The following is a 21,718-nucleotide window of genomic DNA, read 5'->3' as shown; positions in this document are numbered from 1 at the left end:
GCGGCATCATCGCGGCCAGAGGCCGCTCCCACGGCGGCTGCGGCGTGGGAGCGGCATCCCTGCCGCGACTGAGCAGGGGCAGGCGATGTGCGGCATCATCGCGGCCAGAGGCCGCTCCCACGGCGGCTGCGGCGTGGGAGCGGCATCCCTGCCGCGACTGAGCAGGGGCAGGCGACGTGCGGCATCATCGCGGCCAGAGGCCGCTCCCACGGCGGCCGGGACCGTGGGAGCGGCATCCCTGCCGCGATCCGCCGTACCCAGCGCAAAGGACGGCGTGCGCGACCACGCGCACAGGCCCATCATTAGCACCACCCGGCGCCCGCCGATGACCTAAGCCATGGAAGAATTCGACTGCACACTGCGGCGCTACCTCCGGCGCCCCTTCGACGCCGCGCCCAAGGCGCTGCGGCGCCGCGTGTTCGGCGTCGACTACCTGCAGCTGCGCGGACGCCAGTCCGGCGAGCTCTATGTCACCCGCCGCGGCTGGCCGGTGCTGGAATCCATCGTGCCCTCCCAGTGGTTCGTCGGCGACCGGCTGCACAAGGTCGGCCGCCAGCTCGCCGGGGCCACCGGCGCCGTCTACCGGGTGCCCGTGACCCATCGCGCCCACGACCGCTTCGCGCTGGTGGTGAAGTTCAGCCGCTTCGGCCAGGACGCGCTCCTGTCCATGGGCCCGGACCAGGTGGTGGACTGGGGCGAGCGCGACCGCATCGCCGTCAGCGAATTCCTTTCCCCCTTCGCCGAGCTCGCCCACGTGGAGCGCCTGCGCGCGGTCGCCGGCGCCCGCATCCCCACCAAGGCGCCCCTGGCCATCTACTCCCCCGGCACCCGCTACCTGGACTGGGAGCTCGGCCGGCGCACCGACCGGCGCTGGTGGTACGACCGGGTCATGCGGGAGGACCAGGCCGAACAGCCCGAGGACGCCCGCGTCGCCTACGACTGGGAGCGCCTGTACATCCTGCTCTACCACTGGATCGACGGCATCGACGCCGAGACCGCCCACCAGCAGGGCTACCTCACCGAGACCGACCTGCACGGCCTCACCGCCGCCGCCCGCACGGAGCTCCAGCACTTCGGCTGGGACGTGCTCGACCATAAGCCCCGCCACCTCATCGTCCGTCCCAAGCCAACGGCGAATGGTCTTATCCAACGCCGCGGCCGCGTCCTTTGGGCGCTGGTGGACTACGAGCTGCTGATGCCCTACCAGCCGGAGGAGGCAACGACGGTGGACACGCAGTCCGGCGAGCGCACGGCCTGACAGCGGGATCGATCCCAATACTCGCCATCGCATCGCCGGCTGCGGCGGCCGGCCGCCTTGCGGCCGGCCCGGACCCCGGGGCGCCGGCTTCCAGCCGGCTCGCCGCGCCCGGCTCAACGTCGAGCTCGCAGCGTCTCGGCTCCAGATCGTGGGGTGCCACGGGCCGGCGCGTAGGCTCGGCACAATGCTCCAGCAAGGTCGTCTTGCCCATCTGACGCGGCCCGGTCAGCAGCAGCACGGGGGAGGGGGGCGAGGCGCTGCGGATGGTGCCGGCGAGTGTGCGGGGGTGAAATTGGCGCACGGAGCGGTTTGGCTGATCTGGATTGTACTTCCAGATGGGCCGCGACCGATTTCCGGATCAATCAGAGTGCCATGCCTTTGTCCGGAGCGGATGCTCGGCTGTTCGTCTCTCAGGTGATCCCGTTCCACGCTTATGACCGTGTGCTGATGCCGAGCGGTTCGGCCTTGGTCCAGAGGGAGTGCAGAAGCCGGGTGAGGTGGCGGGATCGAGTGTCCCGATGGCGCCTTGACCGCTCACTGCCCCCCGGCTAGGCTCCTGACTGAAGATCGTCAGCCGCCCGGAGACGGTGGGATTCCCTATTCGTGCGCAGGCAGGCCTGAAGCCCTCACGCCCAGATCGGACAACCGCGATGACCAGCTACGACGCCGACTTCCACCAGTGGATCGACGAGCAAACTGCGGCCCTCAAGGCTGGTCAGTTCGAACGGCTGGACGTCACGCACTTGATCGAGGAATTGGACAGCATGAGTGCACGCGAGCGACGGGAGCTGATCAATCGCTTGGCCGTGCTGCTCGCGCACCTGCTCAAGTGGCAGTTTCAACCAGAGCGTCGCTGCACCAACTGGCGCCTGACCATTAATGAGCAGCGCCGGCAGCTCGCCCTGCTGCTCGAAGACAGCCCGAGCCTTGCACAACGGCTACCAGAATTCCTTGAGCGCGCCTACCGCAACGGTACCCGCGCCGCGCTGGAGGAAACCGGGTTCCTCGAGTCGCCGTTTCCCGAGTCCTGCGCCTATGGCATCGAACAAATCCTGGACGAGGACTTCATGCCAGCAGATTGAGCATTCCACCTGTGGGGTCAGCGCTGTGCTTCGCGGCGCGTATTCTGGGTACTGAAGCATCAGGGTCAGCCGCCACGGCTCGTCGATCATGGGGACGGTATATAGAACTGTTTGTTTGCCCAGACGCGCCAACAGCGAGACGGAAAGTGCGTCGCTCCTGCGGTGCGTGCCGCGCATGACCTCGTGCCGCGCACTTCTCCTGCGTGCCCGAACCGGCCTGCGGCCGGAAGGTCGATCTGCCGGCCTATCCAAAAGGCACACCGCAACTCGGGTTGAAATACGAATGCACCGCAATACAAACGCGGCGACAGCGACACCCGCAAGCTACCAACAAACCGGTGGCCGTACCCCGCGTCCACACCAACACCGCTCGACCGGACATCCACCATGGAAATGAACGCCTACGCAGCAGCTTTGCTCACCGTACTTGCGGCCTTCGCGGTCTATTTGGTCTTCGCGCAGCTGGCGCACATGAAAAAGCTCAAACAGCGAGACCAGGCGGAAGCCGGGTCCGCCCACCAACCCGCTTCGCGCAAGGAAAAGGAGCCGAGCTCATCCTGAGGCTTGCCGGCGCAACCGCCGCGTCCCGCCGGCAAGCTCCAGCATGGCGTTGTCGTCAGGACCCCGGCAGATCAGGCAAACAGGCTGCCGTGTCGCAGCACGTCGCGCAGGACCTGTCCAGGGATCGAATCCCCGAAAAGCGGCGCGTGTTCAGGACATTGGTGTCGATGAGGCAACACAGCTCGGTCGGCGGCATTCAGCATCTAGTCCAGCAGCTCCGGCGTCAGGCCGCGTGCCTGTGCTTTGCGACCCAGGTCGTCCATGATGTCTTGGAGGGAGCGGTCGGTTCGTGTTGCCTCGGTCAGCCGCAACGTGAGCAAGGCGTCGAGCTGGCGTCGGAAGCGATAGGTCTTCCGGAGTCAGAACTGCTTCACCCGAATCTTCATGGTCTGAATCCGATAGGCGATCTGGCGCGGGGTCATGCCGAGCAGGCGCGCGGCCTTGGCCTGGACCCAGCCGGCCTGTTCCAGGGCGGCGATGACGCGCTCGCGCTCGTCGATGTCGGGGTCTTCGAGGTCGATGTTGTCGGCGGCGGGGGAGGGAGTGGGGGTGACGGCGGCGGCGGCGTCGGGGAGGCTGCCGACGTCGAGGCCGGTGAGGTTCAGCACGTCGCGGTCGATGATGCCGCCTTCGCTCATGACGGCGGCGCGCTCCATGCAGTTCTCGAGCTCGCGGACGTTGCCGGGCCAGTGGTGGCGCATGAGCACGCCCAGGGCGCTGTCGGTGATGGTCAGGTCGCGGCCCTGGCGCTTGGCGAGCTTGGCGACCAGGAACTTGGCCAGCTCCGGCACGTCCTCGACGCGCTCGCGCAGGGCGGGCATCAGGATGGGCATGACGTTGAGGCGGTAGTAGAGGTCCTCGCGGAAGACGCCGTCGCGGACCTCCTGCTCCAGGTTGCGGTTGGTGGCGGCGATGACGCGCACGTCCACCGACAGGGTGCGGGTGCCGCCGACGCGCTCGAACTCGCCCTCCTGGAGCACGCGCAGGAGCTTGGCCTGGAAGGCGGGGGAGATCTCGCCGATCTCGTCCAGAAAGAGGGTCCCGCCGTCGGCCTGCTCGAAGCGGCCCTTGCGCTGGCTCTGGGCGCCGGTGAAGGCGCCCTTCTCATGGCCGAAGAGCTCGGACTCCAGCAGGTTGTCCGGCAGGGCGGCGCAGTTCAGCTTGACGAAGGCGCCGCCGGCGCGCGGGGAGTTGTAATGGATGGCGCTGGCGATGAGCTCCTTGCCGGTGCCAGACTCCCCGCGCAGCAGCACCGTGGTGTTCCACTTGGCCACCTGGCGCACCTGGTCGAACACCAGGCGCATGCGCTCGGTGCGGCCGATGATGCTGTCGAAGCCGTGGCTGCTCTTCATGTGCCGGCGCAGGGTGTCGCGCTCCTCGCGCAGCGCTCGGCGCTCGGCCTCCACGGAGCGCGACAGGCGCACGGCCTGGCCGATGAGGTTGGCGATCATCTCCGCGAGCCGGGCGCGCTGGGGCATCAGCGCGTCGTTGGCCGGCGGCTGCAGCGCGAAGACGCCGACCACGTCGTCCTCGCCGATGCGGATGGGCACGCCGATGAAGGGCAGGTCCGGGTCGAACAGCCCGAGGCGATCCAGGAACCGCGGCTCGTCGCTGACCCGGGGCAGGATCCAGCGTCGGTTGGTCTCCAGCACCTGGCCGATGACCCCCTCGCCGGGGCGGTAGCGGATCTTCTCGAAGGGGGCGGCCTCCTCGTCGTGGAGGGCGGCCACCAGCAGGTCGCCGCTGTCGGCGTCCAGCAGGCTCGCCATGCCGCGGCAGAGCCGGCCGCGCTCGTGCAGGGTGCGCAGCACGTGGCGCAGGGTCTCGCGCAGCTCGAGCGAGCGGCTCAGCACACAGCTCACGTCGAAGAGCGCGGCGAGCTGCTCTTCCAGCAGCGTGAGCCGCGCGGCCTCGCCGTCGCCGGATTCGAAAGGGGAAGGGGCAGGGGCTTCGACTTCGGGCATCTCGAGCATGTCTGAATGCGGCCTCTTGTGGTGCCGGGGCGCTTGGACGGCCTGCGTGTCTCAGTCGCGTATCAGTCGCGCGCGCGCACGTTGCCGAGGGTCACGCGCACCCGGCAGCCGTCGCGGTAGTCGGGGTCGATCTCGATGGCCCCGTCGTGCTGGTTGACGATCTCCTGCGCCAGCGCCAGGCCCATGCCGGCGCGCCCGCGGCGGTTGCGCCAGCCGATGTGGAAGGGCTCGAAGACCTTGAGCCGCAGCCCGCTCGGGATGCCGGGGCCGTTGTCCTCGACGATCACCTCCACGGCGTCGTCCAGCGCCCGGGTGGCCAGGCGCAGGGCGCGCTGGCTGCCGCCGCCCTCGTACAGGGCCTGCAGGGCGTTGTCGATGAGGTGCTTGAACAGCGAGCGCAGCTCGTTCTTGTGCCCGGAGAGCTCCGGCAGCACCAGCGCCGGCTGCCAGTCCACGACGATGCCGGCGGCGAGCAGGTTGTCCGTCTCCAGCGCCAGCACGTGGCGCAGCAGCTCGTTGACATTGACGTTGACGCCGGCCTCCGGCACCTGCGTCGGCATGGCCGCGTGCAGGGTGGCGAGCGCCGTCTCCCCGGCCTGGGTGATCTGCCCGAGCATGTCCGCGAACAGCGCCGGGTTGCCGGTGCCGTCTTTGAACATGCCGCTGGCGGCGCGGATCATGTTGAGCGGCACCTGGAGCTGGTAGCTGGCGGCGGTGAGGGCCTCGCGCATGCCCTGGGCGAGCTGCTGCTCGGCGAGGCGTGCGCGCAGGTTCTCCAGGTGCGCGCGCTCGATCTCCCGGCGGCGGCCGGTGATGTCGTTGGCCAGCAGCAGCAGGCGCTGGTCGCCGGCGTCGCCGCGGATGAAGTAGCCCGACAGGCTGCTGTCGGACTCGTTGACGGCGGTGCCGGAGCACGAAAGCCAGCGCGGGCCGGCGTTGCCGGGCACCTCAATGCTGATCTCCACGTCGCGGAAGCCCTCGCCAGCGGCGGCGCGCTCCAGCGGGTCGAAGCCCGCCTGCTGCTGCAGCGCCGAGCGCAGCAGCGCCAGCGGCTCGCGCCCGCGAAGGTCGCCGAGCAGCTTCTTGTACTCCTGGTTGTCCAGGATGATGCGCCCGTCGGTGTCCAGCAGCACCACCACCACCGGGGCCGCGTCCAGCACCGTTTCGATGCGGGTCTTCTGCTGGCGCAGGGCCACGGAGAGCTCGTGCTCGCGGGTCACGTCCCGGTGCATGCCGAGGAAGTAGCGGATGCGCCCGGCGGCGTCCAGCACCGGGGAGATGGTCAGCTCCGCCAGGTAGTCCTCGCCGTCCTTGCGCCGGTTGATGAGCACGCCGGTCCAGGGGCGCTTGCGCTGGATGGTGCGCCAGAGCTGCTGGTAGATGGACTCCGGCGTCGCGTTGCTGGAGAGGATGGACTGGTTCTTGCCCAGCACCTCGTGGCGGTCGTAGCCGGTGAGCACCTCGAAGGCGGCGTTGGCATAAAGGATGTTGGCCTTGGCGTCGGTGACGGAGATGGCCACCGGCGACTGCTCCACGGTCTCGAAGTAGAGCCGCGGGGGCAGCGGGTCGGCGGGGTCCCCGGCCATGAGCGTGAGCGCCTCCACCACCTCCGGCGGCGTGCCCGAAGGCGGCGCTTCCAGGAAGGCGCCCAGGGCGCTTGCCGCCGGCAGCTCGGCGTCCGGCTTGAAGCCGCCCGTGTCGGCGCTCGCCTCCGCCGGCGGTTGGTCGTCGTCGGCGGCGAGGTGGGTCGCCTGTTGGGTGTCGATGCCTTTGCCGGTGCTCACGGGATGCTCCTCGTCTTGTGTCTCTGTGGTGGCGGCGCCCGATGGGTGCTGGATGGGTGCTGCAGGTCCAACCCCGCCGGGTCCAGCACGTATTCCAGCAGTTTTCATGCCAGCGGCGCTCGCTGGGCGCTGGCTGGGTGCTCCCTGGGCGCTCCCGGGGCCGCACGGCCAAATGTCTGTTGTGCCGAGCGGCCGCGGCGTTGCCCCGGCCGGGCTCTGTCGCAAACGCGACAACGCTGCTGCGGTGCAGCATGCGGATGTGGCATGAGCGACAGCGAGCTCGGCGGCGCCGGCGGAGGCGGAGTCTCCCGCTGTACGATCCGGAACGCATTGAGAACGGGCACTTCCGGCGCCGTGTGCCCCGGAACGATGCAGGGCCCCGCCGTCGTCTTCCCCCCTGGCATCCCTCTTGCAGCTCGGCTCGGGCAGCAATGGCCGCCGCGTGCGTCGACGCCGCTCCAGGGAGCGCACCGAGGCAGCACGGGCCCGACGACCCGCGAGGGGATTTGGAAGACCGCGATGACCGAGTACCTCATGCTGATCCTCGCCACCGCGTTGGTGAACAACGTGGTGCTGGTGAAGTTCCTCGGGCTCTGCCCCTTCATGGGCGTGTCCCACAAGCTGGACACGGCGCTGGGCATGGGGCTCGCGACCACCTTCGTGCTGACCCTGGCGGCGGCGGCGAGCTGGCTGTTGCAGCACTTGGTGCTGGCGCCGCTGGACATCGGCTTCCTGCGCATCCTGACCTTCATCCTGGTGATCGCGGCCGTGGTGCAGTTCACCGAGATGGCCGTGCGCAAGCTATCGCCGACGCTCTACCAGGTGCTCGGCATCTTTCTGCCGCTGATCACCACCAACTGCGCTGTGCTCGGCGTGGCGCTGCTGAACGTGCAGCAGCAGAACGGCTTCTTCGAGAGCCTGCTGTTCGGCTTCGGCTCCGCGCTCGGCTTCACGCTGGTGATGGTGCTGTTCGCGGGTCTGCGCGAGCGCCTCGCCCTGGCACAGGTCCCGGCGGCCTTCGCCGGCACGCCCATCGCCTTCGTGGTGGCGGGGCTGCTGTCGCTGGCGTTCATGGGGTTTGCGGGGTTGGCTTGATGGAGTTTCGAGGGGCGAGTTCCGAGGGGCGAGGGGGCATGTGCCGGGCTCGGCGCTGGCCGACCCCTCCGAAGGGATACTTGCGCTCCTAAGCCCCGCAAACCTGTTCGCTCGCTACTCGCTACTCGCTACTCGCTACTCGCTACTCGCTACTCGTCACTCGAAACTCGAAACTCGAAACGCACCAACAATGATCGCAGCCATTCTCAGTCTCACCGCCCTCGGACTCGGCCTCGGCGCCCTGCTCGGCATTGCGGCGCGCTATCTGGCGGTGGAGGAGAGTCCCATCGTCGGCCAGGTGGAGGAGCTGCTGCCGGGCTCCCAGTGCGGGCAGTGCGGCTACCCGGGCTGTGCGCCGGCGGCGGCCGCCGTGGCCGCCGGCGAGGCGCCGGTGACCCTGTGCCCGCCCGGCGGCCGGGCGCTGGCGGAGGACCTCGCCGGGCTGCTCGGCGTGAGTGCGGACTTCTCCGGCATGGCGGAGCAGGCGCCGAAGGTGGCGCACATTCACGAGCGGCTTTGCGTCGGCTGCACCAAGTGCTTCAAGCGCTGCCCCACGGACGCCATCGTCGGCGCCAACGACCAGATCCACGCCGTCTTCGAGGACGCCTGCACGGGCTGCGCCAAGTGCGTGGACGTCTGCCCGACGGAGTGCATCGAGCTGCGGGCGCCGACACAAAGCTTGAGCAACTGGGTCTGGCCGATGCCTGCGGCGGCCTGATCGATGCCTTTACCCGAGGACGCTGCCGATGGTTTCCGAAGGACTTTCCGCTGATTCAAGCAGGGCTGAGGGCCGAGGCGAGCCTGGCTCGGGTCCAGGGGGGACGCGAGCCGTTGCGCCCCCGCACCTCAGCCCTCCGACCTCAGCCCTTCCATCATCCATTGGCGCGCCGTGGATGACGGCTGCGGCTGTTCGTTTTCTCTAGGCGTCTGAAGGCTTCTCGATATGCGCCTGTTCAAGATCCGCGGCGGCGTCCATCCGCACGACCGCAAGTCCCTCGCCGCCGGCCGGCCCATCGAGGCGCTGCCGCTGCCGCGCCTGCTGCACATCCCGCTGCAACAGCACATCGGCGCCGCGGCCAACCCGGTGGTGCAGCGCCGCCAGCAGGTGCTGAAGGGCGAGGTCATCGCCCATGCACAAGGGGCCGTGTCCGCGCCCATCCATGCGCCCACGTCCGGGAGCATCGCGGGGCTCGGGCTGTACCCCGCCAATCATCCCTCCGGGCTCAATGTGCGCACCATCACGCTGCAGCCCGATGGCGAGGACCGCTGGCATCCGGACATCCGCGGCGTCGACGACCCCTTCGCGCTGGAGCCCGCCGAGGTGGCCAAGCGCGTGGCCGCCGCCGGCATCGTCGGCATGGGCGGGGCTACTTTCCCCGCCGCCGTGAAGCTCAACCTGCGCAACCGCTACAGCCTGCACACGCTGGTCATCAACGGCGCCGAGTGCGAGCCCTATCTCACCTGCGACGATCGGGTCATGCGCGAGCACACCGGGCAGGTGCTGGACGGGGTGCGCATCATGGCCCATGCGCTGGGCGTGGGCCGCGTCATCATCGGCATCGAGGGCAACAAGCCGGAGGCGCTGGCCGCCATGCGCGCGGCGGCCGCGGACTTCGCCGAGGTGAGTGTCGTCAAGCTGCCGACGCGCTACCCGATGGGCTCCGAGAAGCACCTGGTGCAGACGCTGACGGGCAAAGAGACGCCGGCGCGCGGCCTGACGGCGGACATCGGCGTGGTGGTGCACAACCCGGCGACGGCCTTTGCGGTGCACGAGGCGCTGCGGCTCGGCCGGCCATTGGTCTCCAGGGTGGTCACGGTCACCGGCCAGGCCGTCGCGCAGCCGAAGAACCTGCGCGTGCCCATCGGCACCCGGGTGCAGGCGCTGGTGGACCACTGCGGCGGCTTCCGCGAGGAGCCCGCCAAGCTCGTCAGCGGCGGGCCCATGATGGGCCAGCCGCTGGCGGAGCTGCGCGTTCCGGTCATGAAGGGCAGCAACGGCGTGCTGGCGCTCACCGCCGCCGAGAGCGGCCAGCGCGAGGCCGCGCCCTGCATCCGCTGCGCGAGCTGCGTCGGCGCCTGCCCCTGCGGCCTGGTGCCGCTCACCATGGCCGCGCATGTGCGTGCCGGCGATCTGGACGGCGCCGTGGGCGAAGGGCTCATGGACTGCATCGGCTGCGGCTCCTGCGCTTACGTCTGCCCGGCCCACATCCCGCTGGTGCAGTTCTTCAACCACGCCAAGGGCGAGCTCGCCGCCCGCGGCCGCGCCAAGCAGAAGCAGACCGAGACCAAGCGCCTCGCCGAGGCCCGCACCGCCCGGCTCGAAGCCCAAAAGCGCGCCAAGCGCGAGGCCATGGCCAAGCGCAAGGCCGAGCAGGCGGCCCAGAAGGTGAAAGAGCAGGCCAAAGAGCAAGCGGCCGCCAAGGCGCAAGAGGTCGTCGCGAAGAAGCCCGTGGACTTGGCAGAGGCGGAATAGCGCTCTGGGCTGAGGGCTGAGGGCTGAGGGCTGAGGGCCGGGAGCGGCAGTCCGAGCAGCATGCACGGTCCTGCGTCGACCTCCGCCCTCCGCCCTCCGTCCTCGCTTAACCGAAGCCAAGTGCCCAGGCCGCCCCCCGTGAGTCGAATAGAGACCGAACGCGAATGAGCTCATCCCTTTCAGCCAGCCCCCACGCCCATGCGCCGGTCTCCATCGGCCGCACCATGGCGATGGTGATGCTGGCGCTGGTGCCGGCGACCCTGTTCGGGCTCTATCAGTTCGGCTGGCCGGCGATCTTCCTGTTCACGGTCACCGTGGGTGCCACCCTCGGCTTCGAGGCCCTGTCGCTCCTGGCCGCCGGCAAGCCGGTGCGGCTCACGCTGATGGACGGCTCGGCCTTGCTCACCGGCTGGCTGTTGGCGCTGACGCTGCCGCCCTGGGCGCCCTGGTGGATCGGCGTGGTGGGCGGTGCCCTGGCGGTACTGCTCGGCAAGCAGGTCTTCGGCGGCATCGGCCAGAACCTGTTCAACCCGGCCATGGTGGCGCGGGTGGCGCTGCTGATCTCCTTTCCGCTGGAGATGACCCGCTGGGTGGCGCCGGCGCCGCTTTTCACCGGCGAGGCGCCCGGCTTTATGGACGGGCTCGCCATCACCTTCGGCGGGCAGGGCTACGACGCTCTCGGTTATGACGCCATGTCGGGCGCCTCCATCCTCGGCCATGTGCGCACCGAGCTGGGCCAGGGCGCGGGCCTGGATGCGGCGGTTGGCGGCATCTACGACCCCTTCTCCGCGCTGCTCGGCACCGTGCCCGGCAGCCTCGGCGAGACCTCCGCGCTGCTCATCGCCCTGGGCGGGCTCTGGCTCATCTACAAGGGCGTCATCGGCTGGCGCATCCCGGCGGCCCTGGTGGGCACCGTGGCCGTGCTGGCGACGGCCATGCATTTCGTCGACCCCGGGCGCTACGCCGCCGCACCCTACCACCTGCTGACGGGGGCCACCATGCTGGCGGCCTTCTTCATCGCCACGGACCCGGTGACCTCGCCGGTGTCCCGCGCCGGGCAGCTGGTGTTCGGCGCCGGTGTCGGGCTGCTGGTCTATGTCATCCGCACCTGGGGCGGCTATCCGGAGGGCGTGGCCTTTGCGGTGCTGCTGATGAACGCGGCGACGCCGATGATCGACCATTACCTCAAGCCGCGCATCTACGGCCGCGACCGCCGCGGGGAGCCACTGGAGTATCCGGAGCCCGAGGCCGAGATCGCGGCGCCCGCCAAGGCCGGAGCGCAGACGAGGGAGGCACAACCGGGGGAGGCCAACCGATGAGCACCACCACTGTCGCCAACCCGAGCTATCGCCAGCGTGTCGGCTACCAGGCCGCGCTGCTCGGCGGCTTCGCACTGGTGGCCGCGGCCATGCTGGTGATCGGCGACATCGCCACCCGCGATGCCATCGCGCAGCGGGAGGCCGAGGACCTGCTGGCGTCGCTGGAGCAGGTGATCCCCACCCAGCTGCACGACAACGCGCTGCTCGCCGACAGCATCACCCTGGACACCGCCGACGGCGAGCTCAGGGTCTACCGCGCCTTGCAGGGGCTGGACGTCGCCGGCGTCGCCTTCGAGACCGTCGGCCAGGGCTACGCCGGGCCCATCCGCGTGCTGCTGGGCATCGACGCCGACGGCCGCGTGCTCGGCGCCCGGGTGCTGTCGCACACCGAAACGCCGGGGCTCGGCGACAAGATCGAGGTGGCCCGGGACGATTGGATCCTGAGCTTCGACGGCAAATCCCTCGGCGAGCCGCCGCCGGAGCGCTGGGCCGTGAAGAAGGACGGCGGCGACTTCGACCAGTTCAGCGGCGCCACCATCACGCCGCGGGCGGTGGTGAGCGCCGTCAAGGACGGCCTGGAGCTGTTCGCTGCCCGGCGCGACGCACTGACGGCATCGGCAGTTCAGCAAGTATCGAGTGACGAGTGATGAGTATCGAGTGGCGAGTATCGAGTGGCGAGTATCGAGGGACCAGACCTCTCTCGCGATTCTCTTCGCCCCTCGTAACTCGTTACTCGCAACTCGTCACTCGCTCCTTATCCTAATCCCGAGGTCAGCAAGTGAGCACGATCGATGAGCGAAGTACGAATTGGCCCCGCATCGCCCGCGACGGCGTCTGGGACAACAACGTGGTCATGGCCCAGTCGCTGGCGCTGTGCCCGCTGCTGGCCGTCACCGGCACCGCCACCAACGGCCTCGGCCTCGGGCTCGCCAGCACCTTCGTGATGGTGGCCTCGGGGCTGTTGGTGTCTGTGCTGCGCGGCAGCATCACGCCGCAGGTGCGCATTCCGGTGTTCGTGCTCATCATCGCCACCCTGGTGACCCTGGTGGATCTCGGCATGAACGCCTGGATGCACGACCTGCACAAGGTCCTCGGGCTCTTTATCCCGCTGATTGTCACCAACTGCGCCATCCTCGGCCGCGCCGAGAGCTTCGCCTCCCGCCAGGCGCCGCTGCCGGCGGTCTTCGACGGGCTCATGATGGGTGTGGGCTTCACGCTGGTGCTGGTGGCCCTCGGCGCCGTGCGCGAGGCGCTCGGCTCCGGCACCCTGTTCGCCAACGCCTCCATGCTGCTCGGCCAGTCGCTCAGCTGGCTGGAAGTGACCCTGATTACGGACTACCGCGGCTTCCTGCTGATGATCCTGCCCCCCGGCGGCTTCATCGCCATGGGCTTTTTGCTCGCCGGCAAGCGGATGCTGGACCGCCGGCTCGCAGCGCGGCGAGAGGCCAAGGCGGCGGGGGTCCCCGCAAGCGCCTGACCGCCCCAGCCCTCAGCCCTTCGCACAGGCGTACCTTGACGTTGCACGGCGCGAACTCAGGAACAGACGCCACCCCGGAGCTCACAAATGCATATCGGTGTCGCCTACGCAGACAAGTTCAAGCGCACCTGGCTCACGCTCGACGTGCCCGACGACTGCACCGTGCGCGAGGCCATCGAGCGCGCCGGGCTGCTCCAGCAGTACCCGGACATCGACCTCGACAACCAGCGCGTCGGCATCTTCGGCAAGCTCACCAAGCCGGATGCCAAGGTCCAGGACGGCGACCGCGTGGAGATCTATCGCCCCATCACCGCAGACCCCGAGACAGTCCCGCGGCGCGATCAGGAAGACTAGAAGCGAGGACAGCAGAACCGCAGAACCGGTGACAGTATACTGGATTCGACCTTCACTGGTCCAAATTAGGTATACTGTCGCTAGATTAATGGCTACCCTCATTAATAGTGACAGTATACTAAATTAGCCGGGTCTCTCGCCGAGGTCGAGGCTGCCGATGCTGCTCCGTACAGCAGTGCCCCGCTTGCTCGGTCCACCCCGACGCGAGCCCCGGCCCATTGTGGTGCAGATTGCTCGGCCTGCCGTGGGTCGGGCGATCAGGCAACGAAGGACGGATCCGGGCATGTCCGCCGCGCCTCGCCGGTACCGAGGGCGTCGATAGCCTGCATCTCGTCGTCGCTGAGCGCGAAGTCGTCGATGGCTTGGTTCTCCGCCATGCGCTCGGCCTTGGAGGTCTTCGGCAGCGCGGTGCGCCCGCTTTGCACATGCCAGCGCAGCACGATCTGGCCCACGGTCTTGCCATGGCGTTCGGCGATGGCCGTCAGTGTTGGGTCTTGCAACATGCCGAGGGCGCCGCTGGCGAAGGGCGCATAGGCGGTGACCACGATGCCCTGCGTCCGGCAGAAGTCCTCCAGCTCGGGATTACGGCAATAGGGGTGGATTTCCACCTGATTGACGGTGGGACGGCGCTCGGGCTCCGGGATGTCCTCCAAGAGCTGTCGCAGGTGGTGGACGGTGAAGTTCGACACCCCGATGGCCCGTGCCGCGCCCTTGTCCGCCAGCTCGCAGAAGGTGCGCCAGATGGTCGCCCGCGCCTGGCGCGGGAAGTCCGGGTCCGGACTGGTGTGCTGGCCGAAGCCGCCGGGCCAGTGCATCAGCAGCAGATCGACATAGCCCAGACCCAGGTCGTCCAGGGTGTCCACCATGTCGTCGCGCACGCGCTGGGCGATGTCGTCCACCTTGTCCGGGTCCCAGGTGCGCTTGTGGGAGATGTTGATGTGCGGCGGTGCCGCAGGGTGCGCCAGCTTGGTGGTGATGAACAGATCTTCGCGCGTCAGCGCCCCGCTCGCGAAGCGCTGACCCAGCAGCGTGCCGACGATGCGCTCGGTGCCGTAGACACGGGCGCCGTCGAAGGCCCGGTAGCCGCTGTCCAGCGCCAGCGACACCGCACGCCAGGCCTGCTCCGGCAGAAAGCCCTGGAAGTCCGTGCGCCCGACCCAGTCCCCGAAGGCACAGCCGAAGGCCAGGGTCGGCATGGTCACGCCGTTGTGCAGGGTCACCGCACGCAGATCCCCGCCGGCCTTGCTCGTGTCATCGTTCATGTGTTGCCCTCCAGTCGTCGCTGTACCGTCGTAGACGCTACCAGAGGACGCGACCGAACGGGGAGCTGGTGCGCCCGCGCTGTCCGCGGCCTTGCCGCACAGCTGGCCTGCGCGTCAAGGGGGCCATGGCGCGAATCGGCGCTCGGCATGACCCCGTTTCCCGCTGTATCCCGCCTGGTGTGCACCTCGGCGATGCGCGCTTATCTGCCCCCAAGGTGCGAAAGTAGACCCCAGGCCGGCACAACCCCCATGACCCGCTCCACGATCACCGAGCCGGCATCGCCGCGCCGGAGCCACGGCCCGTCAGCCGAGCCCCCGTGCAGCAGGACGACGTCGAGCCCGGCTCCGAGGCGGGGCCGAGCAGGAGCGCCGACTTGCCGAACGCCGCTGGCGCGATGAGATCGTACTCGGCATCGCCGAGCCCTAAGTCCTGGCGGACCTCTGCAACGGCGTCATGGAGGCTGCGGTCTTCGATCCCGCATCCTTGCTGACGCAGGAGCGGGTTGATTGCGAGTGAAGTCGCTCGACACCAATGTGCTCACGCGCTTCTTCGTCGATGACCCGGACGACCCGGGGCCAGTGAAGTGGTGCTGGCGAAGCTGCTGTACAGCGCCAAGCTACATCCGACGCGAGGGGCGACATCCACGCTGACGTCGAGGGTTTCCGGCGTCGCCTCACCTTGTCCCCTGGTCCGAGACCACCGCCGGCCAATCGCTACGAAAAGGGCAGCAAGCGCATCCGGCTCAGCCCGAATGTCGAGCGCCGCGACGAAAATGGCATTAAGAAGACCGTCAGCGCGTTCCTGAAGATCCTGCGCCCGCGGGAGCCGCTGAACGATGCGGAGCTCGACGAATACGTCGCCACGCGATGGAAGGCCGCCGGCGGACTCTGGCGTGGCCGCTCAACCGCGAGCATCTGAGGGTGTTCCACCGCTGCGGTAGCAGCAGGATCGAGAGCATCAAGAAAGGATTCGCGGCCTGCGTGGCCGATGCCGGACTGACCGACCTACACCCGCACGACCTGCGGCGCACGTTCGGAAGCTGGCTGGTGCAATCAGGCGTTGGAATCGAGCGCGTGTCCGAGTTGCTCAGACACGGCAGTGTCGCGATCACTGCCAGCGTCTACGCGCACCTGCGACCCGACGATCTGGCCTCGGCCGCGGCCATCCTCGACTGCCCGAAGTCGCAGCGAGCAACAGCGCATTCGCACACTCATTCGCACACTGGCCCCGAGGAGGGCGGGGCAGGCATCGAAAAGCCGAAGCTAGTCGGCTGATCTAAAGAGGGAATCTTGGTGGGCGCGGCTGGTTTCGAACCAGCGACCCCTGCCGTGTGAAGACAGTGCTCTCCCACTGAGCTACGCGCCCGAAGCCGGAAAATATAGCTCGGTCTCCCTGAGCAATCTCCGCGAATCAACGCCTTACGTGACGCTGTGGGTACAAGTATATCTTAACCCAACGGTCGCTTCCTGCCTCCTGATGGCCGCCACTGTGCCAGCAGTGTGCCAACGGTGTGCCAGTCAATCCACCCGTCTTCGTTACCCACACGACGACGCTACCTTCGGCATCTCAGTGGCCGATCTGATCCGTTTGGGCTGACCTGCTGTAGTCACCCTGCGCCGGCATCCGAGCACCATCCAGAGAGTGGGCTGCTGATCGCGTGCTCACCGACGCTGAGATCAAGGTCTTCTGGAGCAACCTCCAGCTCTCACCGCCGATCCACACCTCGCCGGCCAAAACAGGATAACGACAGTGCGGGCGGATCAGGCGGCGATGGGGAGGAGGCACTGACGTACAAACCGATTCGCGGCGACAGCGTGACCACCGCGCTGACGCGCGCGATCCAAGCTGCCGAGAAGGAGCACTTCAGTAGCCACGACCTGAGGCGCACTGCCGCTACCAACATCAGCGCGCTGGGCTACCCGGACGAAATGGTCGGACGCATCCTGAACCACGTGAACCGTACCGTGACAGCGCGCTACAACCGACACGCCCATCTAGACGAGAAACGACAGGCGTTGGAGGCATGGGCAGCGCGTTTGCGTGGCTTCGTCAGTGACTAGCCCGAGGCTGCTTGTTCTAGCACATACGAGCGGATCGTCCAGCCGTCGAATATCCCTGATACAAGGCAGGGCGCCCCTCCCCCACCGCCTGCACTTCGATGCTCGGTGGTCGGCGCTCGCTGTCGACCTCAGCGCCGACGAATCAACTGGCGCGAGCCTTGGTTCCCCCCAACGAATAGCGGCATGTTCTTGCGAGCTACGCGCAAACCACGGAGCGAACCGCGACCCCGCCATACGTTCGCTCTGCATTTATAGGCTCCTACCTTATGAGTGGTTCAACCCATCCTTGCTAACCGTGCAGGCAAACACCACAAAATATTTCGACTCTCAAACTGCCTCGTCTCTCACCTAACTGCGGGGACGCATAGTGAAAAGGGATGACCCTATCCTGGGAATCAATGCCCCCCCTAGAAGCGGCTGTCGCCGCTCGTGAGTTGACATTCGAATCTGTTCGTACAACGGCGTCAGCCGTTACTAGGGAATGCTTGTCGAAATCGACCTAACCTGTGTTAATCACTCGCTAAACCGCTCTAAACCTATCACAAATGCGCCGAAAATGCAAGGCAAGTTACGTGGAAGGGAGAAGTCAGGACCAGGCCAGGTCCGATCCGCTTCCTCATCGGCATCATCAGCAGCGGCTGTCGCCGCTGCATGAGGTTTCCAGCACTGCCTAGCCAACCGGTATGGAGACGCGAGCACGCGCACGATGTTCACCAACGCCGGAATTTGATTGAGCCAACGCGCCAGCCGTCCTGCAATTCGCGACGCACACCACTTCGGAGCTGAGCTGAAGCTACCATTAGCCGATCGCCCCCCCCGGGGATTACACGACATAAGATAGACACCATCACCGCTAGTACGCTCTCGTGGAGTCGGATCGATTGACGCCGACTACAACTGGCGCGTTCATTGAGAAGGCGCGGGACGCAACATGAATAACTACCCGGCTTGGCTCTTTGGCTGACCAGCTCTTCGCGTATTGAGGTCAATGCGACCAGTAAGTCGGCCTCGAATCACATCGAGACTGGTTTGTGGTATAATTACGCACTTGATTTTACCTGCGACGCACTCCAGTGCGCACAGAATGATAGTTCAGAAAAGGACCTGAATGCAATGTAAACGACGGACGCCAAGCGGAATGGCAGCTACCAAGAGAAGCGACAGCGCCTGTTGGCGAGCCAAGGAACATCAACAATCCAAGAGTCAAAGAGGATACGTACTTATGACAACTAATGAGAAACACGCGTCAACCGTTGCCGATTTCTGTCATCGATATAACATCCACAGAGCTACGTACTATCGGAATGCCAAGCTTGGGAAGATGCCTCCGGCCATTAAAGTCGGCAGCATGACAAGAATCCTGGCAGAAGACGAGGCTGTATGGCTCGCGCAACAGCGAGAGAGTGTGCAGGAGGTGACGGCATGAGACGCAAAGTGATCAAGACGCCGCTCGAAGGAAAGGAGCTTGAGGATGTATTGAATCAGTACAATGACATTGTCGACGAGTGGAATAGGCGTGAATTAGATTGGACAGGGCAGCGACCAGATTCAGAAGACGACTGGTGCCCACTTTTGGTTGGCTACTTCTGGGAATTAGACCCCTGTCGCCACGTTGCTTTGCGAACTAAGTCAAAGCCCATACTTTGGTATGAAATTCAGCTTAAAGGATTGGATACTCTCAAGGAAGGAACGGATCTTCGAAACAAGATCGCGGTAGAGAACGTTAGGCGAGCCTACAGCATAGTAGTAATCGAAAATCAAAAGCCGAGCAAAAAGAAAGCCGCCTAACATGGCGGCAGGAGCATAAATATGATTAATGTAAATTATACCACACGAGGTGCGCAATGAGTGCCCCTCAGGGCACTCAGCTTAGCACTCAGAACTTCGATCATAATTCCCTAGTTGCCAGCGACTTCGAACCAACAGCGGAGGAGTTAACACCAAATCGCGAGGCCATCAAGGATGCTCTCTCTAAAATTCGCCCGCATGGCAAGCAGAACTTGGTCGCAATCATTCCGGACGGATCGACCAGCGGGCGCACATTCGATCTGCCCGGTGATCTTGAGCTAGCTGCCGATTGGGCAGCGCGAAAGAACGCGGACGGCAAGAACCTGCACTTCACGGTAAACCCGGTGGGGACGCTTGTTTCCAAGAAGCCGTCCAAGGCTGATATCGCTGGTTCCGAGTATGTCCACGTCGATATCGACCCAAGCATGGAAGACGGATACGAGACGGGACGGAAGCGCCTAATCGATGAGACGCTTCCTACACTGCGTGCGTTTGACCTGCCGCCGAGTCTGATCATTGACTCGGGCAACGGCCTGCAAGCCTTGTGGCGGATCGAGGGGGCTGATGCCGTGGCGGCAGAGGATCTCAACAAGCGTCTGATCGCGCGCTTTGGTGGAGACACCGGAACTGGCAATATCGACCGGCTGTTGCGGCTGCCCGGCACGCTGAATTACCCGAAGCAAAGCAAGCGCGACAAGGGGTACCCGGATCGACCTGGCTTCGCGCACTTACTTGATGCCCACGAAGGGGGGATTGAAGCGGAAGCGCTCGTCCGAGTACTACCACAGGTTCAGACCGAGCCGGCTCCGCGCGCCTTAGGCAAGCCTGTTCTTGAACAGGACTTCGACGAAGACACAAGGGCGCTCTCTGAGGAAGAGATCACCGCAGTCAACGCAAGGCTCGAAGAACTCTTGGAGAGATCGCCGAATCTGCGGAGGCGTTGGCAGGGGGAGACAGAAGGGCTCAAGGATACGAGCCGCTCTGGTCTCGATTTCTCGCTGACCTCTTTGCTGAAGGCGAACGGGTTGTCTTACCGAGAAGCTGCGCACGTGGTATGCCATGTGTTCAAGCATGGCAAAGGCATGGACAACAGGGAGCGCGACCTGCAACGCAATTGGCGGCGCGTCGGTGTCTTCTCGTCAGGCGAGATCGTGGCCGCGTGCTGCGATGCAATTGCCCAGGATGATCTTTGGGAGCCGGTCCTGTATTCGGCGCATCCGAATGAGCAGACTATTGATGCGGTGCTCGATCGCCTGTCAGAACGCGATGGCTTTAGGGGCAAGCGTGCGCTGAAGGCAGATTACGAGGCTTATGTCGCCCAGTCTCGTGCGGTGCAACGAGCGACAGACGTCGCAGAGGCCATTGGCGATCGGGCGCTTGTGCCTTGGGACCCGACGCAGCTCAACAAGATGGTACGCCTTACAGAAGATGCCTTGATGACTTACCCAGGGCAGTGGGAGGTTTTGCTCTACAGCGGCGTGCACACTTTGATCAAGGCCACGCCGCCTACCTGCATGCATGCTTGGGATGGCAGCACCGACGACTCAGTGGAGGTACCGGTCTTTGAGTCATACACTCAAGCGTCTTTACGCTTGCGGATTGAGCAGAGTGTGGCCTTCTGTGAAGAAACTGGTAAAGGCCAGCAGCTGGTCCCAGTCCCAAAGGACCTGCCAGGCTTGCTGCTGAGCAATCCGGAGTCGCGGCTGCCTGTCTCTACGGGGCTTGTGACGCACCCACTGATATCGCCCGGCGGGGAAGTCTTGATAGAAGAGGGGTTGCAACAGACGAACGGTCTGTATCTCGCGTTTGGTGGAACGCGCTTCGCTGGTCCTGCCGACATGAAAGCCGAGGACGGTGTCGCCATCCTTGCCGAGGAGATGCTTGGAGAGTTTCCCTTTGCGTCGGAGTTGGATCAGGCTGCGGCGCTCGCGTTCGTGCTCACCGCGATCCAACGAAAAACACTCGCGATGGCGCCAGCCTTTCTTATCAACGCCTCGACCCAAGGCACAGGTAAGACGACGCTCGTTCGGATGGTGCATCTGCTGCTCACGGGACGCGATTTATCCGTGACGAACCTGTCCGATGACGGAGGCGAACAGGAGAAGGCCCTGATTGCAATGCTGCTCCAGTCGGTGCCGATGATCTGCTTCGACAACGTCCCGGATGCCTTTACGCTGAAGAGCCCAGTTCTTGCCAGGGCGTTGACATCGGAAAGCTACAATGGGCGCATCCTCGGTATGTCAAAGACAGTCGACCTGCCGACAAACACCACTTTTGTGGTGACAGGGAACAACATCAGCACGGACGCCGACTTGGCCACACGGATGCTCGAAGTGAGGCTGCAATCAGAAATGGAGCGACCCGACCAGCGCACTTTCGACAACCCCGACGTCGGTGGCTACGTCCTTGAGAACCGGGTTCGCTGGATGCGAGCCGCCCTCGCGGTTCTCCAGTGCAACGAACGTCCTATCCGGTCAGTCGTCGATTCGCGATATCACGCCTGGGACCGAGCCGTGCGTTGGCCGCTTCTAAACGCAGGCGTGTCGGACCCGATCGCCAAATTCGATGAAGTCGTTGAGCAGTCTCCGGATACCGCCGCGCGAAATGCGTGGATGCTCGGTTTGGTCTATCTGTTCGGAATAGGGCAAGAGTTCCGGAGTGCCGATCTTCTCAAGATCGACGAACTCTGTTGGACGGAAAAACGGAGGCAAGAAGCCTACCACAACTTCTTTGTCGCAGCGCCACCGGTAAAAGGATGGGGTAATGTGCGGAGTATTGGGCACCAGGTGATCAAGCTCAGGGATCGGAGCGCGATGGGCTACAGACTCGAGTCGAAGATCCGAAACGGCAGCACAACCTTCGTGATCCAGAAGGTTTCGGAAGAAGCAGTTGATCCGAGTACCGTCGTCAAATCGCAATTCGACGAAGATGCCAATGCGCCGACTAGGAAGCCCATGCAGCGATGGAATACCCCGCAGGGGACGTCGCCAGCGACTGCTGCGCCGCTCCAACCGTTCACCCAAGCTGCCAACCGCTAAGGATCGGTTGGGAGCAAGCCCACCACGGGTGCAAGAAAAAAAGCGTCGGAGGTGGGTTAGGGTGGATTCTAGAACCCACTTTACTAAGGGAGGTTACGAATATCAGAAATTTTCTAAGTATTTTCCAAAATATCGTATTTGGGTAAACCGGGTAGGCAAGTGGGTTCTGAAACCCACCCAAACCCACCCCGCT

Annotated in this window: 18 protein-coding genes and 1 tRNA gene; 15 read left to right on the top strand and 4 right to left on the bottom strand. The window is 65.6% G+C overall.

The annotated features are described in order from the left end of the window. Positions 1 to 337: 337 nt before the first annotated feature. From CKO31_RS08130 to CKO31_RS08120, 3 genes are all read left to right on the top strand, one after another. Positions 338 to 1,258 carry a hypothetical protein gene (locus CKO31_RS08130; protein WP_200235774.1) on the top strand — a complete coding sequence of 307 codons (921 nt, stop codon included), beginning with the start codon at positions 338 to 340 and terminating at the stop codon, positions 1,256 to 1,258. Positions 1,259 to 1,908: 650 nt separating this feature from the next. Continuing rightward, positions 1,909 to 2,340 (top strand): DUF29 domain-containing protein, encoded by a 432-nt coding sequence (locus CKO31_RS08125; RefSeq protein ID WP_200235772.1) that lies wholly within the window; start codon positions 1,909 to 1,911, stop codon positions 2,338 to 2,340. A gap of 387 nt (positions 2,341 to 2,727) precedes the next feature. Continuing rightward, on the top strand, positions 2,728 to 2,901 hold the full coding sequence (locus CKO31_RS08120) for a hypothetical protein (RefSeq protein WP_200235771.1): 174 nt from the start codon (positions 2,728 to 2,730) through the stop codon (positions 2,899 to 2,901). Positions 2,902 to 3,260: 359 nt separating this feature from the next. Here CKO31_RS08120 and nifA read toward each other — a convergent pair whose 3' ends face one another. Together nifA and nifL are read right to left on the bottom strand one after the other, a co-directional pair. After that, entirely contained in the window at positions 3,261 to 4,865 is a 1,605-nt protein-coding gene (gene nifA, locus CKO31_RS08115) for a nif-specific transcriptional activator NifA (protein WP_200235790.1), read from the bottom strand. Positions 4,866 to 4,936: 71 nt separating this feature from the next. Then, positions 4,937 to 6,658 (bottom strand): nitrogen fixation negative regulator NifL, encoded by a 1,722-nt coding sequence (gene nifL, locus CKO31_RS08110; RefSeq protein WP_322789112.1) that lies wholly within the window; start codon positions 6,656 to 6,658, stop codon positions 4,937 to 4,939. Between the two features lie 519 nt (positions 6,659 to 7,177). On the opposite strand from nifL, the gene rsxA reads away from it, so the two are divergent. The 7 genes from rsxA to CKO31_RS08075 all read left to right on the top strand — a co-directional run bounded on the left by rsxA (position 7,178) and on the right by CKO31_RS08075 (position 13,376). Next, positions 7,178 to 7,753 carry an electron transport complex subunit RsxA gene (gene rsxA / locus CKO31_RS08105; RefSeq protein ID WP_200235767.1) on the top strand — a complete coding sequence of 192 codons (576 nt, stop codon included), beginning with the start codon at positions 7,178 to 7,180 and terminating at the stop codon, positions 7,751 to 7,753. A 190-nt stretch (positions 7,754 to 7,943) separates the two neighbouring features. Continuing rightward, a complete protein-coding gene (locus CKO31_RS08100) occupies positions 7,944 to 8,471 on the top strand; it encodes an RnfABCDGE type electron transport complex subunit B (protein ID WP_200235765.1) in 528 nt (175 codons plus the stop codon). Positions 8,472 to 8,696: 225 nt separating this feature from the next. Further along, positions 8,697 to 10,226: an electron transport complex subunit RsxC gene (rsxC, locus tag CKO31_RS08095; RefSeq protein ID WP_200235763.1), complete on the top strand. Its 1,530-nt coding sequence runs from the start codon at positions 8,697 to 8,699 to the stop codon at positions 10,224 to 10,226. Positions 10,227 to 10,390: 164 nt separating this feature from the next. Continuing rightward, entirely contained in the window at positions 10,391 to 11,545 is a 1,155-nt protein-coding gene (locus CKO31_RS08090) for an RnfABCDGE type electron transport complex subunit D (RefSeq protein WP_200235761.1), read from the top strand. After that, positions 11,542 to 12,192, top strand: coding sequence for an electron transport complex subunit RsxG (gene rsxG / locus CKO31_RS08085; protein ID WP_200235759.1), 651 nt, complete (start codon positions 11,542 to 11,544; stop codon positions 12,190 to 12,192). Before CKO31_RS08090 ends, rsxG begins: the two co-directional genes overlap by 4 nt. A 131-nt stretch (positions 12,193 to 12,323) precedes the next feature. Then, positions 12,324 to 13,022: an electron transport complex subunit E gene (locus tag CKO31_RS08080; RefSeq protein ID WP_200235757.1), complete on the top strand. Its 699-nt coding sequence runs from the start codon at positions 12,324 to 12,326 to the stop codon at positions 13,020 to 13,022. Between the two features lie 87 nt (positions 13,023 to 13,109). Continuing rightward, positions 13,110 to 13,376: an RnfH family protein gene (locus CKO31_RS08075; protein ID WP_200235755.1), complete on the top strand. Its 267-nt coding sequence runs from the start codon at positions 13,110 to 13,112 to the stop codon at positions 13,374 to 13,376. A gap of 257 nt (positions 13,377 to 13,633) precedes the next feature. Here CKO31_RS08075 and CKO31_RS08070 read toward each other — a convergent pair whose 3' ends face one another. Further along, positions 13,634 to 14,638 carry an aldo/keto reductase family protein gene (locus tag CKO31_RS08070; RefSeq protein WP_200235753.1) on the bottom strand — a complete coding sequence of 335 codons (1,005 nt, stop codon included), beginning with the start codon at positions 14,636 to 14,638 and terminating at the stop codon, positions 13,634 to 13,636. Between the two features lie 679 nt (positions 14,639 to 15,317). Here CKO31_RS08070 and CKO31_RS08065 point away from each other — a divergent pair. Next, positions 15,318 to 15,557, top strand: a complete 240-nt coding sequence (locus tag CKO31_RS08065) for a BREX system Lon protease-like protein BrxL (RefSeq protein WP_242475235.1) — start codon at positions 15,318 to 15,320, stop codon at positions 15,555 to 15,557. Between the two features lie 2 nt (positions 15,558 to 15,559). Then, positions 15,560 to 15,913: a tyrosine-type recombinase/integrase gene (locus tag CKO31_RS08060; RefSeq protein ID WP_322789111.1), complete on the top strand. Its 354-nt coding sequence runs from the start codon at positions 15,560 to 15,562 to the stop codon at positions 15,911 to 15,913. A gap of 16 nt (positions 15,914 to 15,929) precedes the next feature. Here the strand turns inward: CKO31_RS08060 and CKO31_RS08055 are convergent. After that, positions 15,930 to 16,004, bottom strand: a tRNA-Val gene (locus CKO31_RS08055). A gap of 134 nt (positions 16,005 to 16,138) precedes the next feature. Here CKO31_RS08055 and CKO31_RS27380 point away from each other — a divergent pair. The 3 genes from CKO31_RS27380 (at position 16,139) to CKO31_RS08040 (ending at position 21,525) form a co-directional block, all read left to right on the top strand. Beyond that, a complete protein-coding gene (locus CKO31_RS27380; protein ID WP_322789110.1) occupies positions 16,139 to 16,699 on the top strand; it encodes a tyrosine-type recombinase/integrase in 561 nt (186 codons plus the stop codon). A 1,422-nt stretch (positions 16,700 to 18,121) separates the two neighbouring features. Continuing rightward, positions 18,122 to 18,487 (top strand): hypothetical protein, encoded by a 366-nt coding sequence (locus tag CKO31_RS08045; protein ID WP_200235749.1) that lies wholly within the window; start codon positions 18,122 to 18,124, stop codon positions 18,485 to 18,487. 56 nt (positions 18,488 to 18,543) lie between these two features. Further along, positions 18,544 to 21,525: a DNA-primase RepB domain-containing protein gene (locus CKO31_RS08040; protein WP_200235747.1), complete on the top strand. Its 2,982-nt coding sequence runs from the start codon at positions 18,544 to 18,546 to the stop codon at positions 21,523 to 21,525. The last annotated feature ends 193 nt before the right edge of the window (positions 21,526 to 21,718 follow it).

The sequence above is a fragment of the Thiohalocapsa halophila genome, assembly GCF_016583825.1.
Taxonomy (GTDB): domain Bacteria; phylum Pseudomonadota; class Gammaproteobacteria; order Chromatiales; family Chromatiaceae; genus Thiohalocapsa; species Thiohalocapsa halophila.
This window is presented reverse-complemented; position numbering and strand designations above follow the sequence as displayed.

Coding starts and splice junctions, on each gene's coding strand:
- CKO31_RS08130 (WP_200235774.1), top strand. CDS start 338: ATGGAAGAATTCGACTGCACACTGCGGCGCTACCTCCGGCGCCCCTTC.
- CKO31_RS08125 (WP_200235772.1), top strand. CDS start 1,909: ATGACCAGCTACGACGCCGACTTCCACCAGTGGATCGACGAGCAAACT.
- CKO31_RS08120 (WP_200235771.1), top strand. CDS start 2,728: ATGGAAATGAACGCCTACGCAGCAGCTTTGCTCACCGTACTTGCGGCC.
- nifA (WP_200235790.1), bottom strand. CDS start 4,865: ATGCCCGAAGTCGAAGCCCCTGCCCCTTCCCCTTTCGAATCCGGCGAC.
- rsxA (WP_200235767.1), top strand. CDS start 7,178: ATGACCGAGTACCTCATGCTGATCCTCGCCACCGCGTTGGTGAACAAC.
- CKO31_RS08100 (WP_200235765.1), top strand. CDS start 7,944: ATGATCGCAGCCATTCTCAGTCTCACCGCCCTCGGACTCGGCCTCGGC.
- rsxC (WP_200235763.1), top strand. CDS start 8,697: ATGCGCCTGTTCAAGATCCGCGGCGGCGTCCATCCGCACGACCGCAAG.
- CKO31_RS08090 (WP_200235761.1), top strand. CDS start 10,391: ATGAGCTCATCCCTTTCAGCCAGCCCCCACGCCCATGCGCCGGTCTCC.
- rsxG (WP_200235759.1), top strand. CDS start 11,542: ATGAGCACCACCACTGTCGCCAACCCGAGCTATCGCCAGCGTGTCGGC.
- CKO31_RS08075 (WP_200235755.1), top strand. CDS start 13,110: ATGCATATCGGTGTCGCCTACGCAGACAAGTTCAAGCGCACCTGGCTC.
- CKO31_RS08070 (WP_200235753.1), bottom strand. CDS start 14,638: ATGAACGATGACACGAGCAAGGCCGGCGGGGATCTGCGTGCGGTGACC.
- CKO31_RS08045 (WP_200235749.1), top strand. CDS start 18,122: ATGAGACGCAAAGTGATCAAGACGCCGCTCGAAGGAAAGGAGCTTGAG.
- CKO31_RS08040 (WP_200235747.1), top strand. CDS start 18,544: ATGAGTGCCCCTCAGGGCACTCAGCTTAGCACTCAGAACTTCGATCAT.